This window comes from Sphingorhabdus lacus, from assembly GCF_009768975.1.
GTDB classification, from domain to species: Bacteria; Pseudomonadota; Alphaproteobacteria; order Sphingomonadales; family Sphingomonadaceae; genus Sphingorhabdus_B; species Sphingorhabdus_B lacus.
This window is the reverse complement of sequence record NZ_CP035733.1, coordinates 547622-567194: the sequence shown is the minus strand read 5'-3', so window position 1 is coordinate 567194 and position 19573 is coordinate 547622. Positions and strand designations below refer to the sequence as shown.

General features: G+C 58.0%; 13 protein-coding genes. 4 read left to right on the top strand and 9 right to left on the bottom strand.

Going from position 1 to position 19573, the window contains the following annotated elements; translation table 11 throughout:
- Positions 1-212 precede the first annotated feature (212 nt).
- From EUU25_RS02530 to acs, 4 genes are all read right to left on the bottom strand, one after another.
- Complete coding sequence (locus tag EUU25_RS02530) at positions 213-2408, bottom strand: 3-hydroxyacyl-CoA dehydrogenase NAD-binding domain-containing protein (RefSeq protein WP_158898005.1); 2196 nt, start codon at positions 2406-2408, stop codon at positions 213-215.
- A gap of 14 nt (positions 2409-2422) precedes the next feature.
- Positions 2423-3637 carry an acetyl-CoA C-acetyltransferase gene (locus EUU25_RS02525; RefSeq protein ID WP_158898003.1) on the bottom strand — a complete coding sequence of 405 codons (1215 nt, stop codon included), beginning with the start codon at positions 3635-3637 and terminating at the stop codon, positions 2423-2425.
- Positions 3638-3646: 9 nt separating this feature from the next.
- Positions 3647-4795, bottom strand: coding sequence for a CaiB/BaiF CoA transferase family protein (locus tag EUU25_RS02520; protein ID WP_158898001.1), 1149 nt, complete (start codon positions 4793-4795; stop codon positions 3647-3649).
- 95 nt (positions 4796-4890) lie between these two features.
- Positions 4891-6843 carry an acetate--CoA ligase gene (gene acs / locus EUU25_RS02515; RefSeq protein WP_158897999.1) on the bottom strand — a complete coding sequence of 651 codons (1953 nt, stop codon included), beginning with the start codon at positions 6841-6843 and terminating at the stop codon, positions 4891-4893.
- Positions 6844-7004: 161 nt separating this feature from the next.
- Here acs and EUU25_RS02510 point away from each other — a divergent pair, with 161 nt between their 5' ends.
- Positions 7005-7787: an SDR family oxidoreductase gene (locus EUU25_RS02510; protein ID WP_158897997.1), complete on the top strand. Its 783-nt coding sequence runs from the start codon at positions 7005-7007 to the stop codon at positions 7785-7787.
- A 68-nt stretch (positions 7788-7855) separates the two neighbouring features.
- Here the strand turns inward: EUU25_RS02510 and EUU25_RS02505 are convergent, their stop codons facing one another.
- The 3 genes from EUU25_RS02505 to EUU25_RS02495 all read right to left on the bottom strand — a co-directional run bounded on the left by EUU25_RS02505 (position 7856) and on the right by EUU25_RS02495 (position 10806).
- A complete protein-coding gene (locus EUU25_RS02505; protein WP_158897995.1) occupies positions 7856-8581 on the bottom strand; it encodes a hypothetical protein in 726 nt (241 codons plus the stop codon).
- Between the two features lie 97 nt (positions 8582-8678).
- Positions 8679-9806, bottom strand: a complete 1128-nt coding sequence (gene prfB, locus EUU25_RS02500) for a peptide chain release factor 2 (protein WP_158897993.1) — start codon at positions 9804-9806, stop codon at positions 8679-8681.
- Positions 9807-9876: 70 nt separating this feature from the next.
- On the bottom strand, positions 9877-10806 hold the full coding sequence (locus EUU25_RS02495) for a DUF3137 domain-containing protein (RefSeq protein WP_158897991.1): 930 nt from the start codon (positions 10804-10806) through the stop codon (positions 9877-9879).
- A gap of 62 nt (positions 10807-10868) precedes the next feature.
- On the opposite strand from EUU25_RS02495, the gene EUU25_RS02490 reads away from it, so the two are divergent.
- Positions 10869-11426 carry a LemA family protein gene (locus EUU25_RS02490; protein ID WP_158897990.1) on the top strand — a complete coding sequence of 186 codons (558 nt, stop codon included), beginning with the start codon at positions 10869-10871 and terminating at the stop codon, positions 11424-11426.
- A 24-nt stretch (positions 11427-11450) separates the two neighbouring features.
- Here EUU25_RS02490 and EUU25_RS02485 read toward each other — a convergent pair whose 3' ends face one another.
- Positions 11451-13970 (bottom strand): penicillin-binding protein 1A, encoded by a 2520-nt coding sequence (locus EUU25_RS02485; RefSeq protein WP_158897988.1) that lies wholly within the window; start codon positions 13968-13970, stop codon positions 11451-11453.
- Positions 13971-14041: 71 nt separating this feature from the next.
- Positions 14042-14956, bottom strand: coding sequence for an N-acetylmuramoyl-L-alanine amidase family protein (locus EUU25_RS02480; RefSeq protein ID WP_425505194.1), 915 nt, complete (start codon positions 14954-14956; stop codon positions 14042-14044).
- Between the two features lie 508 nt (positions 14957-15464).
- Here EUU25_RS02480 and EUU25_RS02475 point away from each other — a divergent pair.
- Both EUU25_RS02475 and EUU25_RS02470 read left to right on the top strand, forming a co-directional pair.
- Entirely contained in the window at positions 15465-18038 is a 2574-nt protein-coding gene (locus EUU25_RS02475; RefSeq protein ID WP_158897984.1) for an Rne/Rng family ribonuclease, read from the top strand.
- A 116-nt stretch (positions 18039-18154) separates the two neighbouring features.
- Positions 18155-19522, top strand: coding sequence for a M48 family metalloprotease (locus tag EUU25_RS02470; RefSeq protein ID WP_158897982.1), 1368 nt, complete (start codon positions 18155-18157; stop codon positions 19520-19522).
- The last annotated feature ends 51 nt before the right edge of the window (positions 19523-19573 follow it).

Genomic DNA, 19573 nt, shown 5'->3' with positions numbered 1-19573 from the left:
CTGAACTTGTTTCAGGGTGACGGTTGGGGTTCCGTAAGAGCAACCGCACATCCTGACCGAAGTGGCTCTGTCTCAAATATACCCCCTGAATACTTCCATGCCCAATCCGTTCGCATCGAGCGTAGTCGAGATGCCGTGCAGTAGTGCGCTACCTATGGGTGTCTCGACTTCGCTCGACACGAACGGGAGAGTTTAATTGACGATCTGCAATATTACGCAGCCGCCTTATAAAGCGTCGCCCCTGTATCCGCCATTTCGCGAAAGCTCTTGGGTGGCGCGAAACGGCTGCCAAAACGCTGTGCGAGGCTGTCGGCGGTGCGGACGAAGTTTTCGAGGCCGACGGTGTCGATATAGCTCATCGGACCGCCGGTATAGGGCGCAAAACCCCAACCGAAAATCGCACCCAAATCCGCACTTTGCGGATCGCGCACGACTTCTTCTTCGAAGCATTGCGCCGTCGCAATCAACTGGATGTAGAGAAGGCGTTGCTTGACTTCTTCCACCGTCGGCTGGTTTTCCGCGAGCGGATAATGATCGGCCATTCCCTGCCACAAAGTCAGGCGCTCGCCCTTTTCATCATAGTCGTAAAAACCGGAGCCGAAGCGGCGACCCTTACGGCCCAGCTTGACGACCATCAGTTCCATGAAATCTTCGGTACCGCTTGGCTGGTAAGCATCGCCCAATTCCTTCTTGGTCGATTGCATCACATCATAGCCAAGCTGCAACGTGGTTTCGTCGAGCAGTGCAAGAGGACCGATCGGCATGCCCAGCGACTTGGCCGCATTTTCGATCAGGGCAGGCTTCACACCTTCAGTCACCAGCTTCATCGCCTCGCCCATATAAGGTGGGAAAACGCGGTTGGTGAAGAAACCACGCACGTCTTTGACGACGATCGGGGTCTTTTTGATCTTCGCATTATAATCAAATGCTGCGGCCAAAGCGCGGTCGCCCGACAGTTCGCCGGGGATGATTTCCAGCAATGGCATTTTTTCGACCGGCGAGAAGAAGTGCAGACCGATGAACAGTTCCGGACGGACCGAATTTTTCGCAAGGCCAGTGATGGGCAAAGTGGACGTATTGGACGCAAATACGACGTCGGGGCGAATGACCGCCTCTGCCTTTTTGATGACGTCGGCCTTGACGTCGGGGCGTTCGAACACCGCCTCGATGATCAGGTCGACATCTTTCAGATCGTCATAATTATCGGTCGGCGTAATGCGGGCCATGAATGCCTCGCCCGCTTCCTTGGACATTTTGCCACGGCCCACGGCCTTTTCGATAATCTTGCGGCTGTATTCGACGGCCTTGTTGGCGTCTTCCAGACTGCGGTCGAGCACAACGACATCCATGCCGCCCTTGACGGTCACATGGGTGATGCCCGACCCCATCAGGCCGCCGCCCAAAACGCCGACTTTCTTGATTTCGACAGGTGGCACATCCTTGGGACGTCCGGCGCCCTTTTCCGCAGCCTGCTTGTTGATGAACAGCGTGCGGATCATATTCTTGGCCTGGCTACCCGAAAGAAGCTTGGTGAAATATTTCGATTCCACGCGAAGCGCCGTGTCGAACGGCAGGATCGAACCTTCATACAGGCAGGACAAGATCGCCTTCACGGCATCGAAATTGCCTTTGCTTTCCTTGTGCGCCATGGCGTTCAGGCCGATGAAAAGCTGGACCGAGCGCGGGTCCATAGCGCCTGCGCCGCCGGGGAATTTGAAATCCTTCTTGTCCCACGGCGCGGTGGCCTTGGGATTTGCCTTCACCCATGCCTTGGCATTGGCGATCAACTCCGCAGCCGGAACAACGTCGTGCACCAGACCCTGCGCCTTTGCCGTTGCGGGGTCGAGCGACTTGCCCTGAATGATCATCATGGCCGCATTTTGCAGGCCGATCAGCCGTGGTGTACGCTGCGTACCGCCGCCACCGGGCAAAAGGCCAACCAGCACTTCGGGCATGCCGAGCTGGATTTTCGGATTGTCGGCGACAACACGATAATGGCACGCAAGGGCCAGTTCCAAGCCACCGCCCAGAGCGAGGCCGTTAAGGGCACATGCGACCGGCTTTGCCGAGGCCTGACCGCTGGTCAACGCCTTGGCGGTCTTACCGCCGGCTTCCATCTTACGCAGCAAGGCGTTTAGCGCGAATGCCTGATCAAAGGCTTCTTTCGTGCTGTTCGCCTTTGCCCCGCCCAGCATGGTAAGGTCTGCGCCCGCGAGGAATCCGGTAGCTTTGCCGGATGTGATGACGGCACCCTTGACCGCTTCATTGGTTGTGAAGTCTTCGACCCACGCACCGAATTCGGCAATCAGGTCGCCATTCCACACATTCATGGTCGCTCCGGGAATGTCGATGGTGACAAGCGCGATGCCGTCGCTGTCGATGTCGACGGAAAAAGTTTTGTAAGTCATGTTCTAAATCCCGATCAATTCACGCGTTCGATGATAGTCGCAGTGCCCATGCCTGCGCCGATGCACAGGGTGGTGAGCGCGGTCGATTTTCCGGATCGTTCCAGTTCGTCCAGAACGGTGCCCAAGATCATCGCGCCGGTTGCGCCCAGCGGGTGGCCCATAGCAATCGCGCCGCCATTCACGTTGATATCGCCATGGTCGATGTTGAGCGCTTCCATGAAACGCAGGACGACCGAAGCAAATGCCTCGTTCAATTCCCACACATCGATGTCGCCCTTGTCCATCCCTGCCCGCGCGAGCGCTTTTTGCGCGGCAAATTCGGGGCCGGTCAGCATGATCGAAGGTTCGGAACCGACGGACGCCATCGAAACAATGCGTGCACGTGCCTTCAGGCCATATTTCTCGCCCGCTTCCTTTGTGCCGATCAGGACGGCAGCCGATCCGTCGACGATGCCCGAGCTGTTTCCGGCATGGTGGACGTGGTTGATCTTTTCGACGTCGGGATAGCGCATGATCGCGATGTCGTCGAAACCGGGCATCATCGTGCCCATCATCTGGAACGCAGGGGCCAAGGCACCCAGCGACTGCATGTCGGTTTCAGGACGCATCAGTTCGTCATGGTCCAGAATGATTTCACCGATGACGTCATGGATCGGCAGGATCGACTTGGCGAAGCGCTTCTCGCTCCATGCCTTGGCGGCCCGCTTCTGGCTTTCGACGGCATAGGCATCCACATCGTCGCGGCTGTAGCCATATTTGGTCGCGATCAAATCCGCCGAAATACCCTGCGGAATGAAATAGTTGGCAATCGCCGAACGCGGGTCAATCGGCCATGCGCCGCCATCGGACCCCATGGGAACGCGGCTCATCGACTCAATTCCGCCGCCAATTGCGAGATCGCATTCGCCCGACTTCACCTTGGCCGCCGCAATATTCGACGCTTCGAGGCCTGATCCGCAGAAGCGGTTTACCTGAATACCGCTGGTTGTGTGCGGATAGCCCGCCGCCAGCACCGCGGTGCGAGTGATAACCGCACCTTGTTCGCCAACCGGCGACACGCAGCCGAAAGCAACATCTTCGATTTCTTCGCCCGACAGACCATTGCGGTCGCGGATCGAGGCGAGCACCTGCGCTGCCAAATCAATTGGCGTTATTTCATGCAGCGCGCCATCAGAACGCCCCTTGCCCCGGGGGCTGCGCACCGCATCATAAATATAGGCTTCGGTCATGGTATCTTCCTAGTTGGCAATCACGGCACCGGCCGCGATCAGTTGGGATATATCGTTCTCGCCAAGGCCAGCCTCGGCAAGGATGGCAGCATAATCGCCGCCTTTTGTTGCAATTTCGAAATGGGTAGCCAGCGGCTGCGTTGCAAGGCGCGGCGCGATTTGCGGGTGCAGCCAGCGACCATCCTGCAGGACAGCCTGACGCTTGGCATTGGCGGGGTGCGCTGCGGCTTCGACATAGTCCAGCACCGGCGTGACGCACGCATCGGTCCCGGCAAAAATCGCCTCCCACTCATCGCGGGTTTTGGTCGCGAACACATCTTCCAGCATCTCGTGCTGTCTCGCCCATGAACCAAAATCAAGCTGGGCCCCGAAAGCCTCCGCATCAATGGGCAGGCGCTCCATCATCGCCGCAAAGAACTGCGGTTCGATGCAACCGACAGCCATGAATTTCCCGTCGGCCGTCATATAGCAGCGGTAGAAAGGGGCCGCGCCGTCAAGCAGATTGGATTCTCGCTTCGGTTGCCATTGGCCGACCCCGGCCATGCCGTGGACAAAGCTCATCAGACTATGCGTGCCATCGATGATGGCGGCATCGACCACATTGCCCTTACCCGTCCGTCCACGTTCAATCAGTGCAGCCAATATTCCGGTCATAAGGAACATCGAACCGCCGCCAAAATCGCCGACCATATTCAACGGCGGCACGGGCGGTTGTCCCTTCTTGCCGATGGCGTTCAAGACGCCGGTCATGCTGATATAGTTGATGTCGTGCCCGGCCATTTGGCTCCACGGGCCACTTTGCCCCCAGCCGGTCATGCGTCCATAAATCAATCCCGGATTGATGGCGTGGCACGCTTCTGGCCCCACACCCATGCGCTCGGTCACGCCGGGGCGCAGTCCCTCGATCAAGACATCAGCCTTGGCCACCAGTTTCAACAGCGCTTCGACAGCCTCCGGCTTTTTAAGGTCGAGCACGATCGACTTTTTGCCGCGACCGTCCACTGCCTTGGGCAAGGATCTGCCCGGCCGGTCGATCACAACCACATCGGCGCCCATATCGGCCAGCAATTGTCCGGCATAGGGACCGGGGCCAATACCGGCCAGTTCAATGACCATGATGCCGGCGAGCGGGCCGGTCTTGGCAGGGGAATCAGTCATGGCATCCTTCCGTTACGGAACAGGCGGCACAGATATTTAACCGCACGATTAACTGCGGCCTTCTACCCCGTCCGGGAGGTTGACGCAAGCGTCAACTAGCGGTTTTGCCGCCCCTCGATCAGCGCATCAACCACGCTGGGATCCGCCAATGTCGACGTATCACCCAGCGCGGCAAAGTCATTTTCCGCAATTTTGCGCAAGATGCGCCGCATGATCTTGCCCGACCGTGTCTTGGGCAAGGCGGTGGTGAAGTGGATATGGTCGGGCGATGCAATGGGGCCGATTTCGATCCGCACCTGCTGCCGCAATTCGGCGTGAAGTTCGTCCGACGGCTCCTCGCCCATGTTGAGCGTGACATAGCAGTAGATGCCCTGCCCCTTGATATCATGCGGAAAACCGACAACCGCCGCCTCGGCCACCTTGTCGTGCAGGACGAGTGCGCTTTCGACTTCGGCGGTGCCCATGCGATGGCCGGAGACATTGATAACATCGTCCACCCGGCCCGTGATCCACCAATAGCCGTCTTCATCACGGCGGCAGCCGTCGCCTGTGAAATATTTGGCCTTATAGGTCGAAAAATAGGTCTGCACGAAACGGTCATGATCGCCATAGACCGTGCGCGCCTGCCCCGGCCAGCTGTGCGTGATGCACAAATTGCCGCTCGTCGCGCCGCCGATCTGCTCATCTGCCAGCACAGCACCTTCGGCATCGACCAGTTGCGGGCGGATGCCGAAAAAGGGTCGGCCTGCGCTTCCCGGCTTCATGCCATGCGCGCCGGGCAGCGTGGTGATCATCACCCCGCCCGTCTCGGTCTGCCACCATGTATCGACGATAGGCAATTTCCCCTCACCCACCGTGGCATGGTACCAGCGCCATGCTTCGGGGTTGATCGGCTCACCTACTGTGCCCAAAAGCCGGAGCGATTGGCGTGATCGTGCCTTCACAGGCCCGTCGCCGTCGCGCATCAAGGCCCGCAAAGCTGTGGGCGCGGTGTAGAAAATGTTGACCTGATGCCGGTCAATAATGTCCCAGAAGCGTCCGCTGTCGGGATAGCTCGGTATTCCTTCGAATATCAGGCTGGTCCCGCCATTTTGCAGCGGACCGTACACCACATAGCTGTGGCCCGTGACCCAACCGATATCTGCCGAGCAGAAAAAGACCTCGCCGGGTTGGTAATCAAACACATAATGGAACGTCGCCGCGGTCCATACGGAATAGCCCCCGACTGTATGCAGGACGCCCTTGGGCTTTCCGGTCGAACCCGACGTATAGAGAATGAACAACGGATCTTCGGCATTCATGGGCTCGCAGGGGCATTCGCCCGAAACCTGCATGTCGTGGAACCAATGATCGCGACCCTCGTGCATCGCAACGGCTTCGCCCGTATGCCGCACGACCAGTACCGCATCCACGCCGCCGACCTTTTCAAGCGCGGCGTCGATATTTGCCTTCAACGGCACCGACTTGCCACCCCTGACGGCGGTGTCGGCGCAGATCACGAACCGGCTGGCGCAATCTTCGATACGTCCGGCGATGGCTTCCGGCGAAAAGCCACCAAATACAACGCTATGCACCGCGCCAATCCGTGCGCAGGCCAGCATCGCAACCGCGCCTTCGACACACATGGGCATATAGATTGTTACCCGGTCGCCCTTGGCAACGCCCAACTGTTTGAGCGAATTGGCCATGCGAATGACGTCGCCCTGCAACTGGGCATAGCTGACACGGCGGGCATCCTGTGCGGGATCATCCGGTTCAAAGATAAAGGCGATTGCATCCCCGCGCCCTGCGGCAACATGGCGGTCCACCGCATTGTGGCACAGGTTCAGGACGCCATCTTCATACCATTTGATCGAAACAGGATCATAGGACCAGTTCGCGATTTTCGTGGGCGGCGTGAACCAGTCGATACGCTCGGCCTGCTTTGCCCAAAAGGAGTCGGGTTCGGTGATGCTTTCGGCATAAAGCCGGTCATAGTCTGCGGCGGTGCAATATGTGTGCTCGGTTGCGCTTTCGGGAACGGGAAACCAGTCCTGTTGCTCACTCACTTGCTCTCTCCTGCGCTGGGCCTTATGCTGCACCCTGCTTAAGTGGAGTATGTCCGGTGATTCAAGGGTAAAGAGCAGAACGCCTCTCGAAATAACGTCCGTCGGTCTGAACCGGATTCAGCATGGCGTTCGCCTTGAAGTCCATTCTACAGGATAACCCTATGCCCAAATTACAGAATAAATCCGCCCTCGTCACGGGCGGCGCGCGTGGAATTGGCGCGGCCATCGCCAGACGCTTTGCCGAGGAAGGCGCCCATGTCATCGTTGGCGATATCGACACCGAAGCAGGTTCGACCCTCGCCGCAGAAATCGGCGGCCGCTTTTTCCCGCTCGACGTCGCATCCGAAACAGATTGGCAGAATCTGGCCAGCGCAATTCCCGAAATCGACGTTGTCGTCAATAATGCCGGGATCACCGGGTTCGAAGACAGCCCCGGCCCGCACGACCCCGAACACGCCAGTTTGGCCGAATGGCACCGTGTCCATGCGGTGAACCTCGATGGCACTTTTCTAGGATGCCGCTATGCGATTGGCGCAATGCGGGCAAAGGGGGCAGGCGCGATCATCAATATGTCGTCCCGCTCCGGCCTTGTCGGGATACCGGGCGCGGCCGCCTATGCCTCGTCCAAGGCCGCCATTCGCAACCACACCAAATCTGTTGCACTTTACTGTGCACAACAGGGTCTCAACATCCGCTGCAACTCGATCCATCCGGCCGCCATCTTGACCCCAATGTGGGAGGCATTGATCGGCGACGGTCCGGATCGTGAGGACCGCAAGGCGGCAATGGTCGCCGATACGCCGCTAAAGCGGTTCGGCACAGTCGAAGAAGTCGCCGCCATCGCTCTGATGCTGGCGTCGGATGATGCCACCTATATGACCGGCAGCGAGGTCCATCTGGATGGTGGATTGTTGGCCGGTTCCGCGGCGTCGCCGGGAGGGTGAGCATTTTCAAAAGGTTGCCGGGAGGGAACTACAATCGTGCAGCCCCTCCCGCCAGATAGAACAAATGGTTATTCCATGCGCTCTGCGTAGCATTTTTTCATCGCGGCCTGTTCTTGTTTCGCATCGCCCAGACCTTTAGCTGAAGCACGACATTTGCGGAATGGTGTGCTCGCCTCAGCCATTTTCATGGCTGTTGAAGAGTTGTAACTTGGCGATAACTGGCCATTCGCGCCAAAGGGTACGTTCTGCGCGACCTGCGCCATCAGCTCGCGGCCAACGGGAAGGCGCGCGCGCTTTCCGGTAATGAAGCCAGCGAACACACCGATCGCGATCACGCCAACACCGGTGGCGACGGTGTTACCCTCACCTTCCTGTCGGAAGCTGCCGGTTAAAGGAACCTGCGTGCCGTCGAGATAGATGCTGCGGAGTTCGAATTCCATTTTGCCTGATTTTCCAAAGGCGCCCTTGCCAGTCCGCCAGGTAATTTCAGCTGTCGCCGGTGTGCCACGCGGGATCACAACAGTTTGGCCAATTGTAACATCGTTAAGGACGGTCAAACGAAACTCGTCACCTTCTTTATGGGTGCTGCTGTTGACTTCTTCCGAAACGGCAAGCGTAATTGGCGTTCCCGCATTAAGGACAAGGTCTTTTGGCGGCTGTGGCTCGGCAATTACTTCAGCCGGAACCGAGGTAGCTGGTACGGTACCCGGATTCACTTCTTGGGCGGAAGCCGTTGTTGACAATGCACACAGACTAACCGCGCACAAATACTGTGCCGCAAATGTGATTTTCATAATGTTCCCCATTTTTTACACTGGATGATCCAGATATTTAACGGGATAAACAGCCCCTCTTAGCTGTCAACAACAGACTGTTCGGGTTCTGTGTAAATTAATCCACATCCTCAACAGCGACCGCCTCACCCGTCACACGCTGCGCTAGCGCGGCTGCGATGAAGCTGTCGAGGTCGCCGTCAAGCACATCCGATGGCGTAGGTGACGTGACGCCGGTGCGCAGGTCTTTCACCATCTGATAAGGTTGCAGGACATAGGAACGGATCTGATGACCCCAGCCGATTTCGGTTTTAGCGGCATATTCGCCGCTTGCCGCTTCTTCACGCTTGCGCAATTCCGCTTCGTACAGACGGGCCTTCAACATACCCATCGCGGTGGCGCGGTTCTTGTGCTGGCTTCGGTCGTTCTGGCTGGCGACGACAATGCCCGAAGGTTTGTGGGTGATCCGGACCGCGGAATCGGTGGTGTTGACGTGCTGGCCGCCGGCACCAGATGCGCGATAGGTGTCTATTTTCAGGTCACCTTCGTTGATTTCGATATCAATATTGTCGTCGATAACGGGATAGACCCAGACGCTGGAAAAGCTGGTATGCCGCTTGGCTGCGCTGTCATAAGGCGAAATGCGCACGAGACGGTGCACGCCGCTTTCGGTCTTGGCATAACCATAGGCGTTTTCGCCCTTCACCAGCATGGTGGCGGACTTGATGCCTGCCTGGTCGCCGGCCTGATAGTCGACCATTTCGACTTTGTAGCCGCGCTGTTCCGCCCAGCGGTAGTACATGCGCTGTAGCATTTCGGCCCAATCCTGGCTTTCGGTGCCACCTGCGCCTGCATGGATTTCGATAAATGTGTCGTTGCCGTCGGCTTCACCCGACAAAAGGGCCGAAACCTTGTCCCTGTCGGCACGGTCCGCCAGAGCCTTGAGCGAAGCGGCACCTTCGTCGCCCAGGGCCGTATCGCCTTCCATTTCCGCGAGCTCGATCAATTCGACGGTGCCGCTTTTGTCGGCGTCGATTTCGCGCACGGTAGCGATAGCCGCATCCAGACGGCGGCGTTCGCGCATCACTTCTTCGGCCGCCTTGGGATTGTCCCACAGCGTTGGATCTTCGACCTTGGCGTTCAATTCGTCCAGGCGACGCAGTGCGCGGTCCCAATCAAGCGACATCTTGACGAGATTAAGGGCAGCATCAATGCGGGCAACATAGCCTTCTGCGTCGGCGCGCATGGGGAAACTCCAAAGGGAATGAAATCAGGTTGGCGGCCTTTAGCCGATTAGCAGCCCGAGTCAAAGGGAGCTAATGCCGCGGCCTCTCGTTCAGTAGTTTGACCAATTTCGTGATCGAACCGAATTGCGCGATTGTCTTGCCGAGCAACTCACGGTCGCGTTTGGGACTGAGCGTTGCGCTTTCAAACATATTGCCGGTGTGCAGGGTGACGATCAGGTCACCGCCCAAAAACAGCGCCGCCAATTTATCCCCATCGAATTCCTGCTCCATTTCGATCAGACGCTCGCAATAGGCCGGGTGCACCAGATAGCGGGCCTCAACCTGGTCAGTACCATAGACATCGAAAGCGTCTTCGAAACGAGGATCGACCATCTTGATCCGCTCCAGCGTCTGGCCGTTATAGGTTTTGTTGTCGCCAAACAGGGTGATCTTGAACCCGTCGCGGCGGACCAGCGTCGTGCCCAGAAAGGGCCGTGCAAACTGGAACCGCAGCACAACGCCTTCGAATTTGGTCACGGTCCGCCGGTTCTTGCCCGAACCCTGCTCCTCCGTCAGCTTGGCTTCGTATAAGAGGAAATCCGTGCCATCGATTGACCCATGCCATTGGTCCTGCAAATATTTATCGTCATAGGTTGGCAACAGTCCATAGGTGCGGGCGTTTTCAAATTCCTGTCCTGAAAATGCGGAGACCGAATAGTCCACCTGCAAACTGCGGGCGAGCGCGCCGTTCATTTCATGCTTCAGGGAATCGATCATCTGTTGCCGGTTATTGCTGGCCCACGCCAACGCTCCGCCACCGACAACCGTAGCCGCGAAATAGCCGATTTCCTCAAGCCCAAAGGTGTAGAAAATGAAACCGACCAGAATCGCCGCAACAATGCCGCCTGCACCCGTCCAGATCATTTTTTCCTTGGCCTTGGCCCGATCCGCAACCAAGGAATCCAGCCGGTCCTGCAAGCCACCCGCCATTAGCGTGTCGACATCAGGCAATGCTATCATCTTTGCTTTCCCCTTCCCCCGTGATAACCAATGCTATCGACCGTTACAGGGGGAGTAAAGCGATGGGTTTGGTCATCATTGGTATCGTTGTTTTTTTAGGCCTGATTGCGATCCTGATTTATAATAGGCTCGTCGGATTGCGGCAGAATGTGCGGCAGGGTTGGGCCGATATCGATGCCCAGTTGCGCCAGCGGCACGATCTTATCCCCAATCTGGTCAACACGGTCCAGGGCTATGCCACGCATGAAAAATCGACGCTGGATGCCGTGATTTCCGCGCGCAATTCCGCCTTGGGCGCATCCAGTCCCGCCGCAGCGGCAGCCGCGGAAAATGGACTTTCCGGCGCATTGAAAAGCCTGTTTGCACTGGCGGAAAACTATCCGGACTTGAAAGCCAACCAGAATTTCCAGACGTTGCAGCATGAACTTGCCGATGTGGAAGACAAGCTGGCCGCATCGCGCCGGGCCTATAATGCGGTCACGGCCGACTATAACGGCGCGCGGCAGGCTTTTCCTGCGGTTCTGTTCGCGGGCGCTTTCGGCTTTGGCGAAGAGAAATTCTGGGAATTGGGCGCTGAAGAACGCCCGACAATCAGCGCCGCGCCTGAGGTGAAGTTCTAACTCATCCCTGCGTCGGGGCGGTAATCAGTAGATTCCGCCTTCTTGCTGGATAAACTCCTGATCGCGCTTGGTTGCCGAGCTTGGCCCTTGCCCTGCGTTGGCATTGCTCGACCCGCTCTTGGAGTCCGATGAATCCTTCTTCTTCGGCTTGTCGCCGCGCGCCGCCAATTCGTCCTGACGGATCGAACGCTTGGGCTCGGTCTCGGCCTTGAACGCTTCCCAGATCACCGCGCTTTTGGGATCATCGCCCGGCCATGCGCCATAGACGCGCTTGCCGCTCTTGCGGTCGATACGCACGAGACGTGTTCCTGCCGGGGCGATGAACGGCGTCTTGGGCATATCGGCCATCGCCGCGCGGGCGAATTGCTTGAATACGGGGGCAGCCAGCGAGCCGCCCTGCGCATAGCCACCCATGTTGCGAGGCTGGTCAAATCCAAGATACAGGCCAGCCACCAACTGCGGCGATCCACCAATGAACCACACATTTGTGGGGCCAGTCGTCGTTCCGGTCTTGCCGAAAAGTGGACGGTCAAGATCGCGCAATATCGTCGCTGTCCCGCGCTGGATGACGCCTTCGAGCATGTGCACGGTCTGATAGGCTGTAATTGGATCCATCACTTGCTTGCCGGATGCAGCGAAGCGCGGCATCGGCTTGCCATCCCAATCTTTTGCCCGGCAACGGTTGCACGGTTTCCAGTTTTCGGGGAAGATGACCTTCCCTTTGCGGTTCTGCGCAAAATCGATCAAAGTCGGCTTGAGTTCGCGGCCCTGGTTGACCAGCATGGAGTATGCGTTGACCATTTTCAGCACGGTCGTGTCGCCAGCGCCCAAAGCGTAGGACAGATAGTCGGGGTAGTCGCCAATCCCCATGGCGCGGAACGTGTCGGTCACATTGTCCATCCCGGAATCCGCTGCGGCGCGTACGGTCATCAGGTTGCGGGACTGTTCCAGACCCCAGCGCATCGTCTGCGGCCCTGCCCCGCCGCCACCGAAGTTGCGGAAGCATTTCTGGCCGAGCGATGCGCCTTGCCAAACGCAATAAGGGCCATCGACAATGATCGACGTCGGGGTCATGCCATTGTCGAGCGCGGTCGCATAAACGAAGGGCTTGATGGTCGACCCGGGCTGACGTTGTGCCTGTGTTGCCCGGTTGAAGCTTGAAATCCGGTTATCAAAGCCACCCTGAATGGCGAGCACCCGGCCATTGAGCGGGTTCTGAACCACCATGCCGCCGCCCACTTCGGGGACCGAGCGGACAGAGAAGCTGTTCGCACCATTCGGAACAACGGCGATTACGTCGCCTGCCTTCATCGCGGCAGGACCGCCGTTCAGAAGACCAACGGTACCATCGGCAAAACCTACCCGACCCTTGCCAAGGGCCACCCCTGCCCGCCAATTGGCGTAATCGATGCTGATATTGGTCGATGCAAAGCGTGACGCCCATTTGTCGTCGGACACATCGATCGTGCCCATATTGGCCTTCCACGCCTTGCCCGCATTATAGCGAAGCAAGCCATCACGCAGCGCCTGAGTAGCCGCCACCTGGAATTCAGGATTCATCGATGTGCGGACCCACAGACCACCGGCATAGACGCTGTAGGGACCATCCTTGTCGGTCTCGCCGAACTTCTCGATCAATTGGCGGCGGACTTCTTCGGTGAAGTACCCGCCGATATTCTTATATCCTGTCCCGCGCTGCGCAATCAGGCCCAGTGGCATGGCCCGCGCCTCAGCCATTTGCTTTTCGGTGATCCAGCCATTGGCGAACATTTCGCCCAGCACCCAGTTACGCCGCACTATCGCCGCTTCGGCATTTTTGGCGCGGCCATAACGTTCCGGCGCTTTAGGCAATATCGCCAAAAACGCCATTTCATGCAGCTGCAGCTGATCAACGCTCTTGCCGAAATAGGCCTGCGCTGCGGCTTCAACGCCGAAGGATTGGCGGCCAAGGGCAATTTCATTGAGGTAGAGCGACAAAATCTGCGGCTTGGTCAGCGCGTTCTCAATACGCTTGGCAAGGATCGCCTCCTTGACCTTGCGGGTATAGCTATATTCGTTGGTCAGCAGCAGGTTCTTGGCCACCTGTTGCGTAATCGTCGAAGCGCCGCGCGAACGGCCGCTGGTAAAAATATTGTCGAAAACAGCCGATGCGATGCCTGGATAATCGATGCCGCCATGGCTGAAAAATGTCTTATCCTCTGCCGCCAGATAGGCGCGGATCAGCAAGCGCGGGAAATCGGCATATTCCAGCTGGACGCGACGTTCGCGCGCATAGCTCTGAAAAGGCTCGCCATTGACATCCCGCACCACCGTCGGCAGCGGCGATTCATATTCGATCAAAGCCTCCGCATCGGGAAGGTTGCGGGCGAATATGGCCCAGAAGAGCAACAGAAACAGAAATGCAGCACCCGCAGCGTAGACCACCCAGCGGAAGCGCTTGCGCTGCCACCAGATCTGCCACTTGCCGATAAACCCATCGACATCGCGCTTCAGCTTATAGCTGATGTTTGTCGGTTCTTCGGGCGGGGTCACGGCGTCGGTCATTACGGGCTCTCTCTAACCGATTTGTTGCCAAGGTCCAGAATGTTAATAGGCGGCTCCGCCTGTTTTTACCTCTATTGCGAAGCGAGACGGCGGGCAAAATGGACCTGGATGGCGCTCGCGACACTGCGCGCTACCTTTTGCCGGCCGGATTCGGAGCCCAAAAACTCCACATCATCCTCATTGCTGAGATAGCCTGTTTCAAACAGGACCGATGGCGTATCCGGTGCCTTCAGGACAATGAACGAGGCGAAGCGGTGCGAGTTGGTCCGGATCCGCATGTTCGGCCGCGATTCGCGTAGGAGCAATTTGGCAAACTCCGCCGACACATTCATCGTTTCGCGCTGGGTCAAATCGATCAGGATCGAGGACACATCCGCATCCGCGCCACCAAGGTTGACGCCGTTGATAATGTCGGATTTATTTTCTCTGGACGCAAGCCGCTGCGCCTCGCGATCCGATGCGACCTCGGACAGGGTGTAGACAGTTCCCCCGCCCGCTTCGGGGTTTTCGGCGCTGTCGGCATGAATCGAAATGAACAGGTCCGCATTCATTTTGCGCGCAATTCCGTACCGGTCCTGAAGCACGAGAAATTTGTCGGAATCGCGCGTCAGAGCGACACGGACACGTCCGCTTTTCAACAGCTCGGTGCGGATCGCCCGTGCAATCGCCAGCGTCACATCCTTTTCGCGTTTCCCGCCGTGCGGACTTATAGCGCCAGGATCATGCCCGCCATGTCCGGCATCAAGCACGACCAGCGGCAAGCTTTTGTCCTTCGGGCCGCTGATGGCGGGTAGTCCTTTGCCGACACGGGATACTATCGGTGCGGATACTTCATAGCGTCGCTTGGGCGGCTCGGCCCGAAACGCTTGCTTTTGAGGGACGAGCGTTGATTGCAAAGCTACTGGCGCAGCATCGTTCCGGACAGTGTTCACCACCGGTAAAGACAGGGCCATATAAAAGGCCGGCAAGATCGCCACGGACAGCATGTCTGTCTTATGCGTTTTTGACAGGCACCCGGTCCAGAAATTTCTTTGCGCGATAACAGCTCGACATGAAATTCGCCAAAACGGCAGGCTGATGCATGTATGCGGTGACGAAAGTTGGCACATTCGCGCGCGCTATCCTTTTAACGCGCAGGGATTTCACGCATTCCCTTGCCGTTAGGGCAAACGGGTGCTAGCAATGCTGTGTGGGGCTTATATTTTTTGGTCCCTTTTATCGGGGCCACATTGTTTCGTGGCCGTTTAACAGGTTGACGCTGCATGAAGCATGATATTTCCGCCACCGCCGCCCTTCAAGGGAACGGCGTATGGGCTGGAAATCAAGCGCGCGCGAAATTCGCCCGCCATGCAAAAGCAGCAGACGCAATTTTTTCTTATCCACCATATCGCCATGCCGACGCCGACGCCCCGCGTCCGATGCGGCTTGGCACCAACAATAGAGCGGGCGGCCTACGGCTGACAACCGGAGCGGTCACCCGCTGGAGTAAATTTAATGACCACGCGTATGCTCATCGACGCGCGTCACCGGGAAGAAACCCGGGTCGCAGTCGTAACAGGAAACCGGATTGAGGAGTTTGATTTTGAATCGGCCGAGCACAAGCAGCTCAAAGGCAATATCTATCTCGCAAAAGTAACCCGGGTCGAACCGTCGCTTCAGGCGGCTTTCGTCGATTATGGCGGCAATCGCCATGGATTCCTGGCTTTTGCCGAAATCCATCCTGACTATTATCAAATCCCCAAAGAAGACCGTGAACGTCTTTTGGCTGAAGAAGCCGAGGCTGCCGCTGAAGAAGCCGCACTTCGCGAACAGGAAGAAGAAGAGAGCGAAGAGCCCTCCGACATTATGCAAGGCTCGGAAGAGCGTGAAGACGAAGTGTCCGATTTCATCGAAATCGACAGCGACGACAGCGTCGACACCATCGATATGAGTGAAGGCGAAGAACCTGACCTCAGCGCCAATGGCGACGAGTCCGCAGAAGAAAACGCACGGGACGACGCCAATTCACGCAACAACCGCCGTCGTCGTGGACGTGGTGGTCGCAATGGTGGCGAAGGCCGCGCTCCAAAAGCCAGCGATGAGGTTCGCGCCAAGCGCATGAACCTGCGCCGCCGGTACAAGATTCAAGACGTTATCCACCGCCGTCAGGTTTTGCTGGTGCAAGTGGTAAAGGAAGAGCGCGGCAATAAAGGCGCAGCTCTGACCACCTATCTCAGCCTTGCAGGCCGCTATTGCGTATTGATGCCCAACACCTCGCATGGTGGTGGCATCAGCCGCAAGATCCACAGTGCAGCCGACCGGAAGCGTTTGAAGTCGATCATTTCCGACCTGACCCTGCCATCGACCATGGGCTGCATCATCCGCACCGCCGGACTTGCCCGCACCAAGCCTGAAATCAAGCGCGACTTCGATTATCTCGCGCGTTTGTGGGATGAAATTCGCGAGCGCACGCTGCGCGGTGCTGCGCCGATGCTGATCCACACCGACAGTGACCTGATCAAGCGCGCCATCCGCGATATCTATAATAAGGATATCGAGGAAGTCTTCGTCGAAGGTCCTGAAGGGTATAAAGCCGCCAAGGATTTCATGAAGCTGCTGATGCCAAGCCACGCCAAGCGTGTGCAGCATTATGCCGACCCTGTGCCCTTGTTCCAGCGCTACCATGTCGAAGACCAGTTGAACGCCATGTATCAGCCGATCGTACAGCTGAAATCGGGCGGTTATATCGTGATCAACCCGACTGAAGCGTTGGTATCGATCGACATCAACTCCGGCCGGTCGACAAAAGAACACGGCATCGAAGCCACCGCGCTTTCGACCAATCTAGAAGCCGCACGCGAAATTGCCCGTCAGTTGCGTTTGCGCGACATGGCCGGTCTGGTTGTCATCGACTTTATCGATATGGAGCATCATTCGAACGCCCGCAAAGTCGAGCGTGCGATGAAGGAAGCCCTGAAGCATGACCGGGCCCGGATTCAGGTCGGTCGTATCTCGGGCTTCGGCCTGATGGAAATGAGCCGTCAGCGTTTGCGCACCGGCGTTCTGGAGGCATCGACACGCCAGTGCCCGCATTGCGAAGGCACAGGCCTCGTCCGCACCGCCTCCTCCGCTGCACTGTCCGCATTGCGCTTGATCGAAGAGGAAGCCGCAAAGGGCAATGGCAACCAAATCGTGCTGCAAGCGAGCCAGGAAGCGACAATTTACTGCCTTAATAACAAGCGCAGCGAATTGGCCGACATTGAGGAACGCTATCATGTCCGCATTCTGATCGTCCCCAATGGCGAAACCGAAGGTGCGAAATTGGCGGTCAGCAGTTCGGGACCACGCCCCGAAGCACCTGTTGCCTTGCCGCCCATCATCGATCTCGAAGAAGATGATTTCGAAGACGAAATCGACGACACCGAAGTCGAAGAGGAAGAAGTCAGCGAACCGCGCCGTGCACGCGAAGACCGTCCCCGCGACGACAGCGAAGGTGGCGAAGGCCGTCGTCGCAAACGTCGGCGAGGCCGTCGCGGCGGCAAGTCGCGCGATCGTGACGAACGTCCTGAAAATGGCGATGGCCAAGGCGAAGTTGCGGCCGAGAGCGCCGAGCAAAACGACGCTCCCGAAGCACCAACCGCCGAGGAGACCAAGCCGAAAACACGCCGTGGCCGCCGAGGTGGTCGTGGACGCGAACGTGGCGAAGCGGAAACCGGTGAAGCCACCGCAGAAGCGGTTGAAGTAGAAGCGGTTGCTGCGGCTGAGCCAGTAGCTGTTGAACCGGTTGCTGAGGAAAAGCCGAAGCGTCGTAGCCGGGCAAAACCTAAGGCCGAAACGGCAGTGGCTATCGAAGCTCCGGTGGAAGCCGAACCAACTGCAAAGGCAGCGCCCAAAAAGCGTGGCAAGGCGAAAGCCGAAACGCCCGCCGCCGAGCCCGAAGTGGTTGCGGAAGAAGTCGCACCTGCCAAAGCCAAGGCACCCCGTAAAAAAGCCCCTGCAAAGGAGGCGAAAGCAGAGCCCGCCGCTGAACCAGCGGCAGAGAGTGACGCACCGCCCCGCACTGGCTGGTGGCAGCGCACTTTCGGTTAAGACAACCGATCATGCATAAGGATTACCCCGCCCGTTTCGACCGGCGGGGTTTTCTTTGTGGTCCGCAAACCGATTCTTCATTGCCTGTTCACTTTGTTAACGCCACAACGGCGCATATGTTGAGCATATCACTTCGCCATTTGCGGGCAGTCATCGCGTGCGTTCTGGCCCTTACCTTGTGCGTGCAACCGGCGATGGCGCAATCCGTTTTGCGCGATGCCGAAACAGAAGCGTTTTTCGAAGAAATTTCAGCGCCTTTGATCAGGGCAGCCGGCCTTGATCCGGCCAATGTCGACATCGTCCTGATCAACGACCGGTCGATCAACGCTTTTGTGGCAGGCGGACAGATTGTCTATATCCACAGCGGCCTGATCGAGGCAGCAAAGACCGCCAATGAAGTGCAAGGCGTAATCGCGCATGAATTGGGCCATATCGAAGGTGGCCACGTCATTCGCTATTCGGACGGCGCAAGTGCCGCAGGAGGCATCAGCATTGCGACGTTGATCCTGGCCGCAGCCGCCATTGCCGCTGGCGCTGGCGAAGCGGGCATGGGAATCATGGCCGCCGGGCAGCAGGCGGCGCTTGGTAAGTTTCTTGCGTTCAGCCGTGCGCAGGAAGGCACGGCGGATGCTTCGGGTGCGCGCTATCTGTCCGCTGCCGGGATTACCGGCAAAGGCTCCATCAACTTCTTCAAGACGCTCCAGAATTACGAATTCCGCCTCGGCATTCCGCAGGAAGACAGCTACGGGCGGACCCACCCGCTGTCGGGTGAGCGTGTTTCCGTATTGGAAGACACCTATTCGGCAGATCCCGCCTGGAACAAGCCGCTGAACCAGAAATGGGAAGATGATTTCAAACGCATCAAAGCCAAGCTGACCGGCTTTTTGGCAGACCCCAAGGAGACGATGCGCGACTATCCGGAAAACGACAAGAGCGTCCCTGCCCGCTATGCGCGCGCCTATGCCTGGCATAAGGGGGCCTACCCGCAAAAGGCTTTGGATGAATCCTCTTCCCTCGTCGCCTCCGCGCCCAACGATCCCTATTTTCTGGAGCTTCACGGCCAGATCCTGCTCGAATCCGGAAAACCCGCCGACGCGGTCACACCGCTCCGCAAGGCCGTCGAGCTTACCGGAAACCAGCCGCTGATCGCGGCGATTTTCGGCCATGCCCTTATTGCTACCGAAGACAAGTCGAACCTTGATGAAGCCGCGACCGTTCTGAAAGCCGCCGTGACCAAGGACAACCAGAACCCCTTCGCCTGGTACCAGCTTGGCGTTGTCTATGAACAAAAGGGCGATACCGCACGTGCCGCGCTTGCCAGTGCGGAACGCTATCTGATGGAGGGCGCACCCCAATTTGCGCTCCCCAATGCGCAGACCGCAATGGCGGGCCTGCCTGAATATACGCCGGACTGGATCCGTGCGCAGGACATCAACATGGTTGCCGAAGCACAACTGGCCCAGTTGAAGAAGCGGCGGCGTTAAGTCCCGTTGCGTGCAACCACTGGTCAATTTCTCCTATTCGCGTAAAGCCCC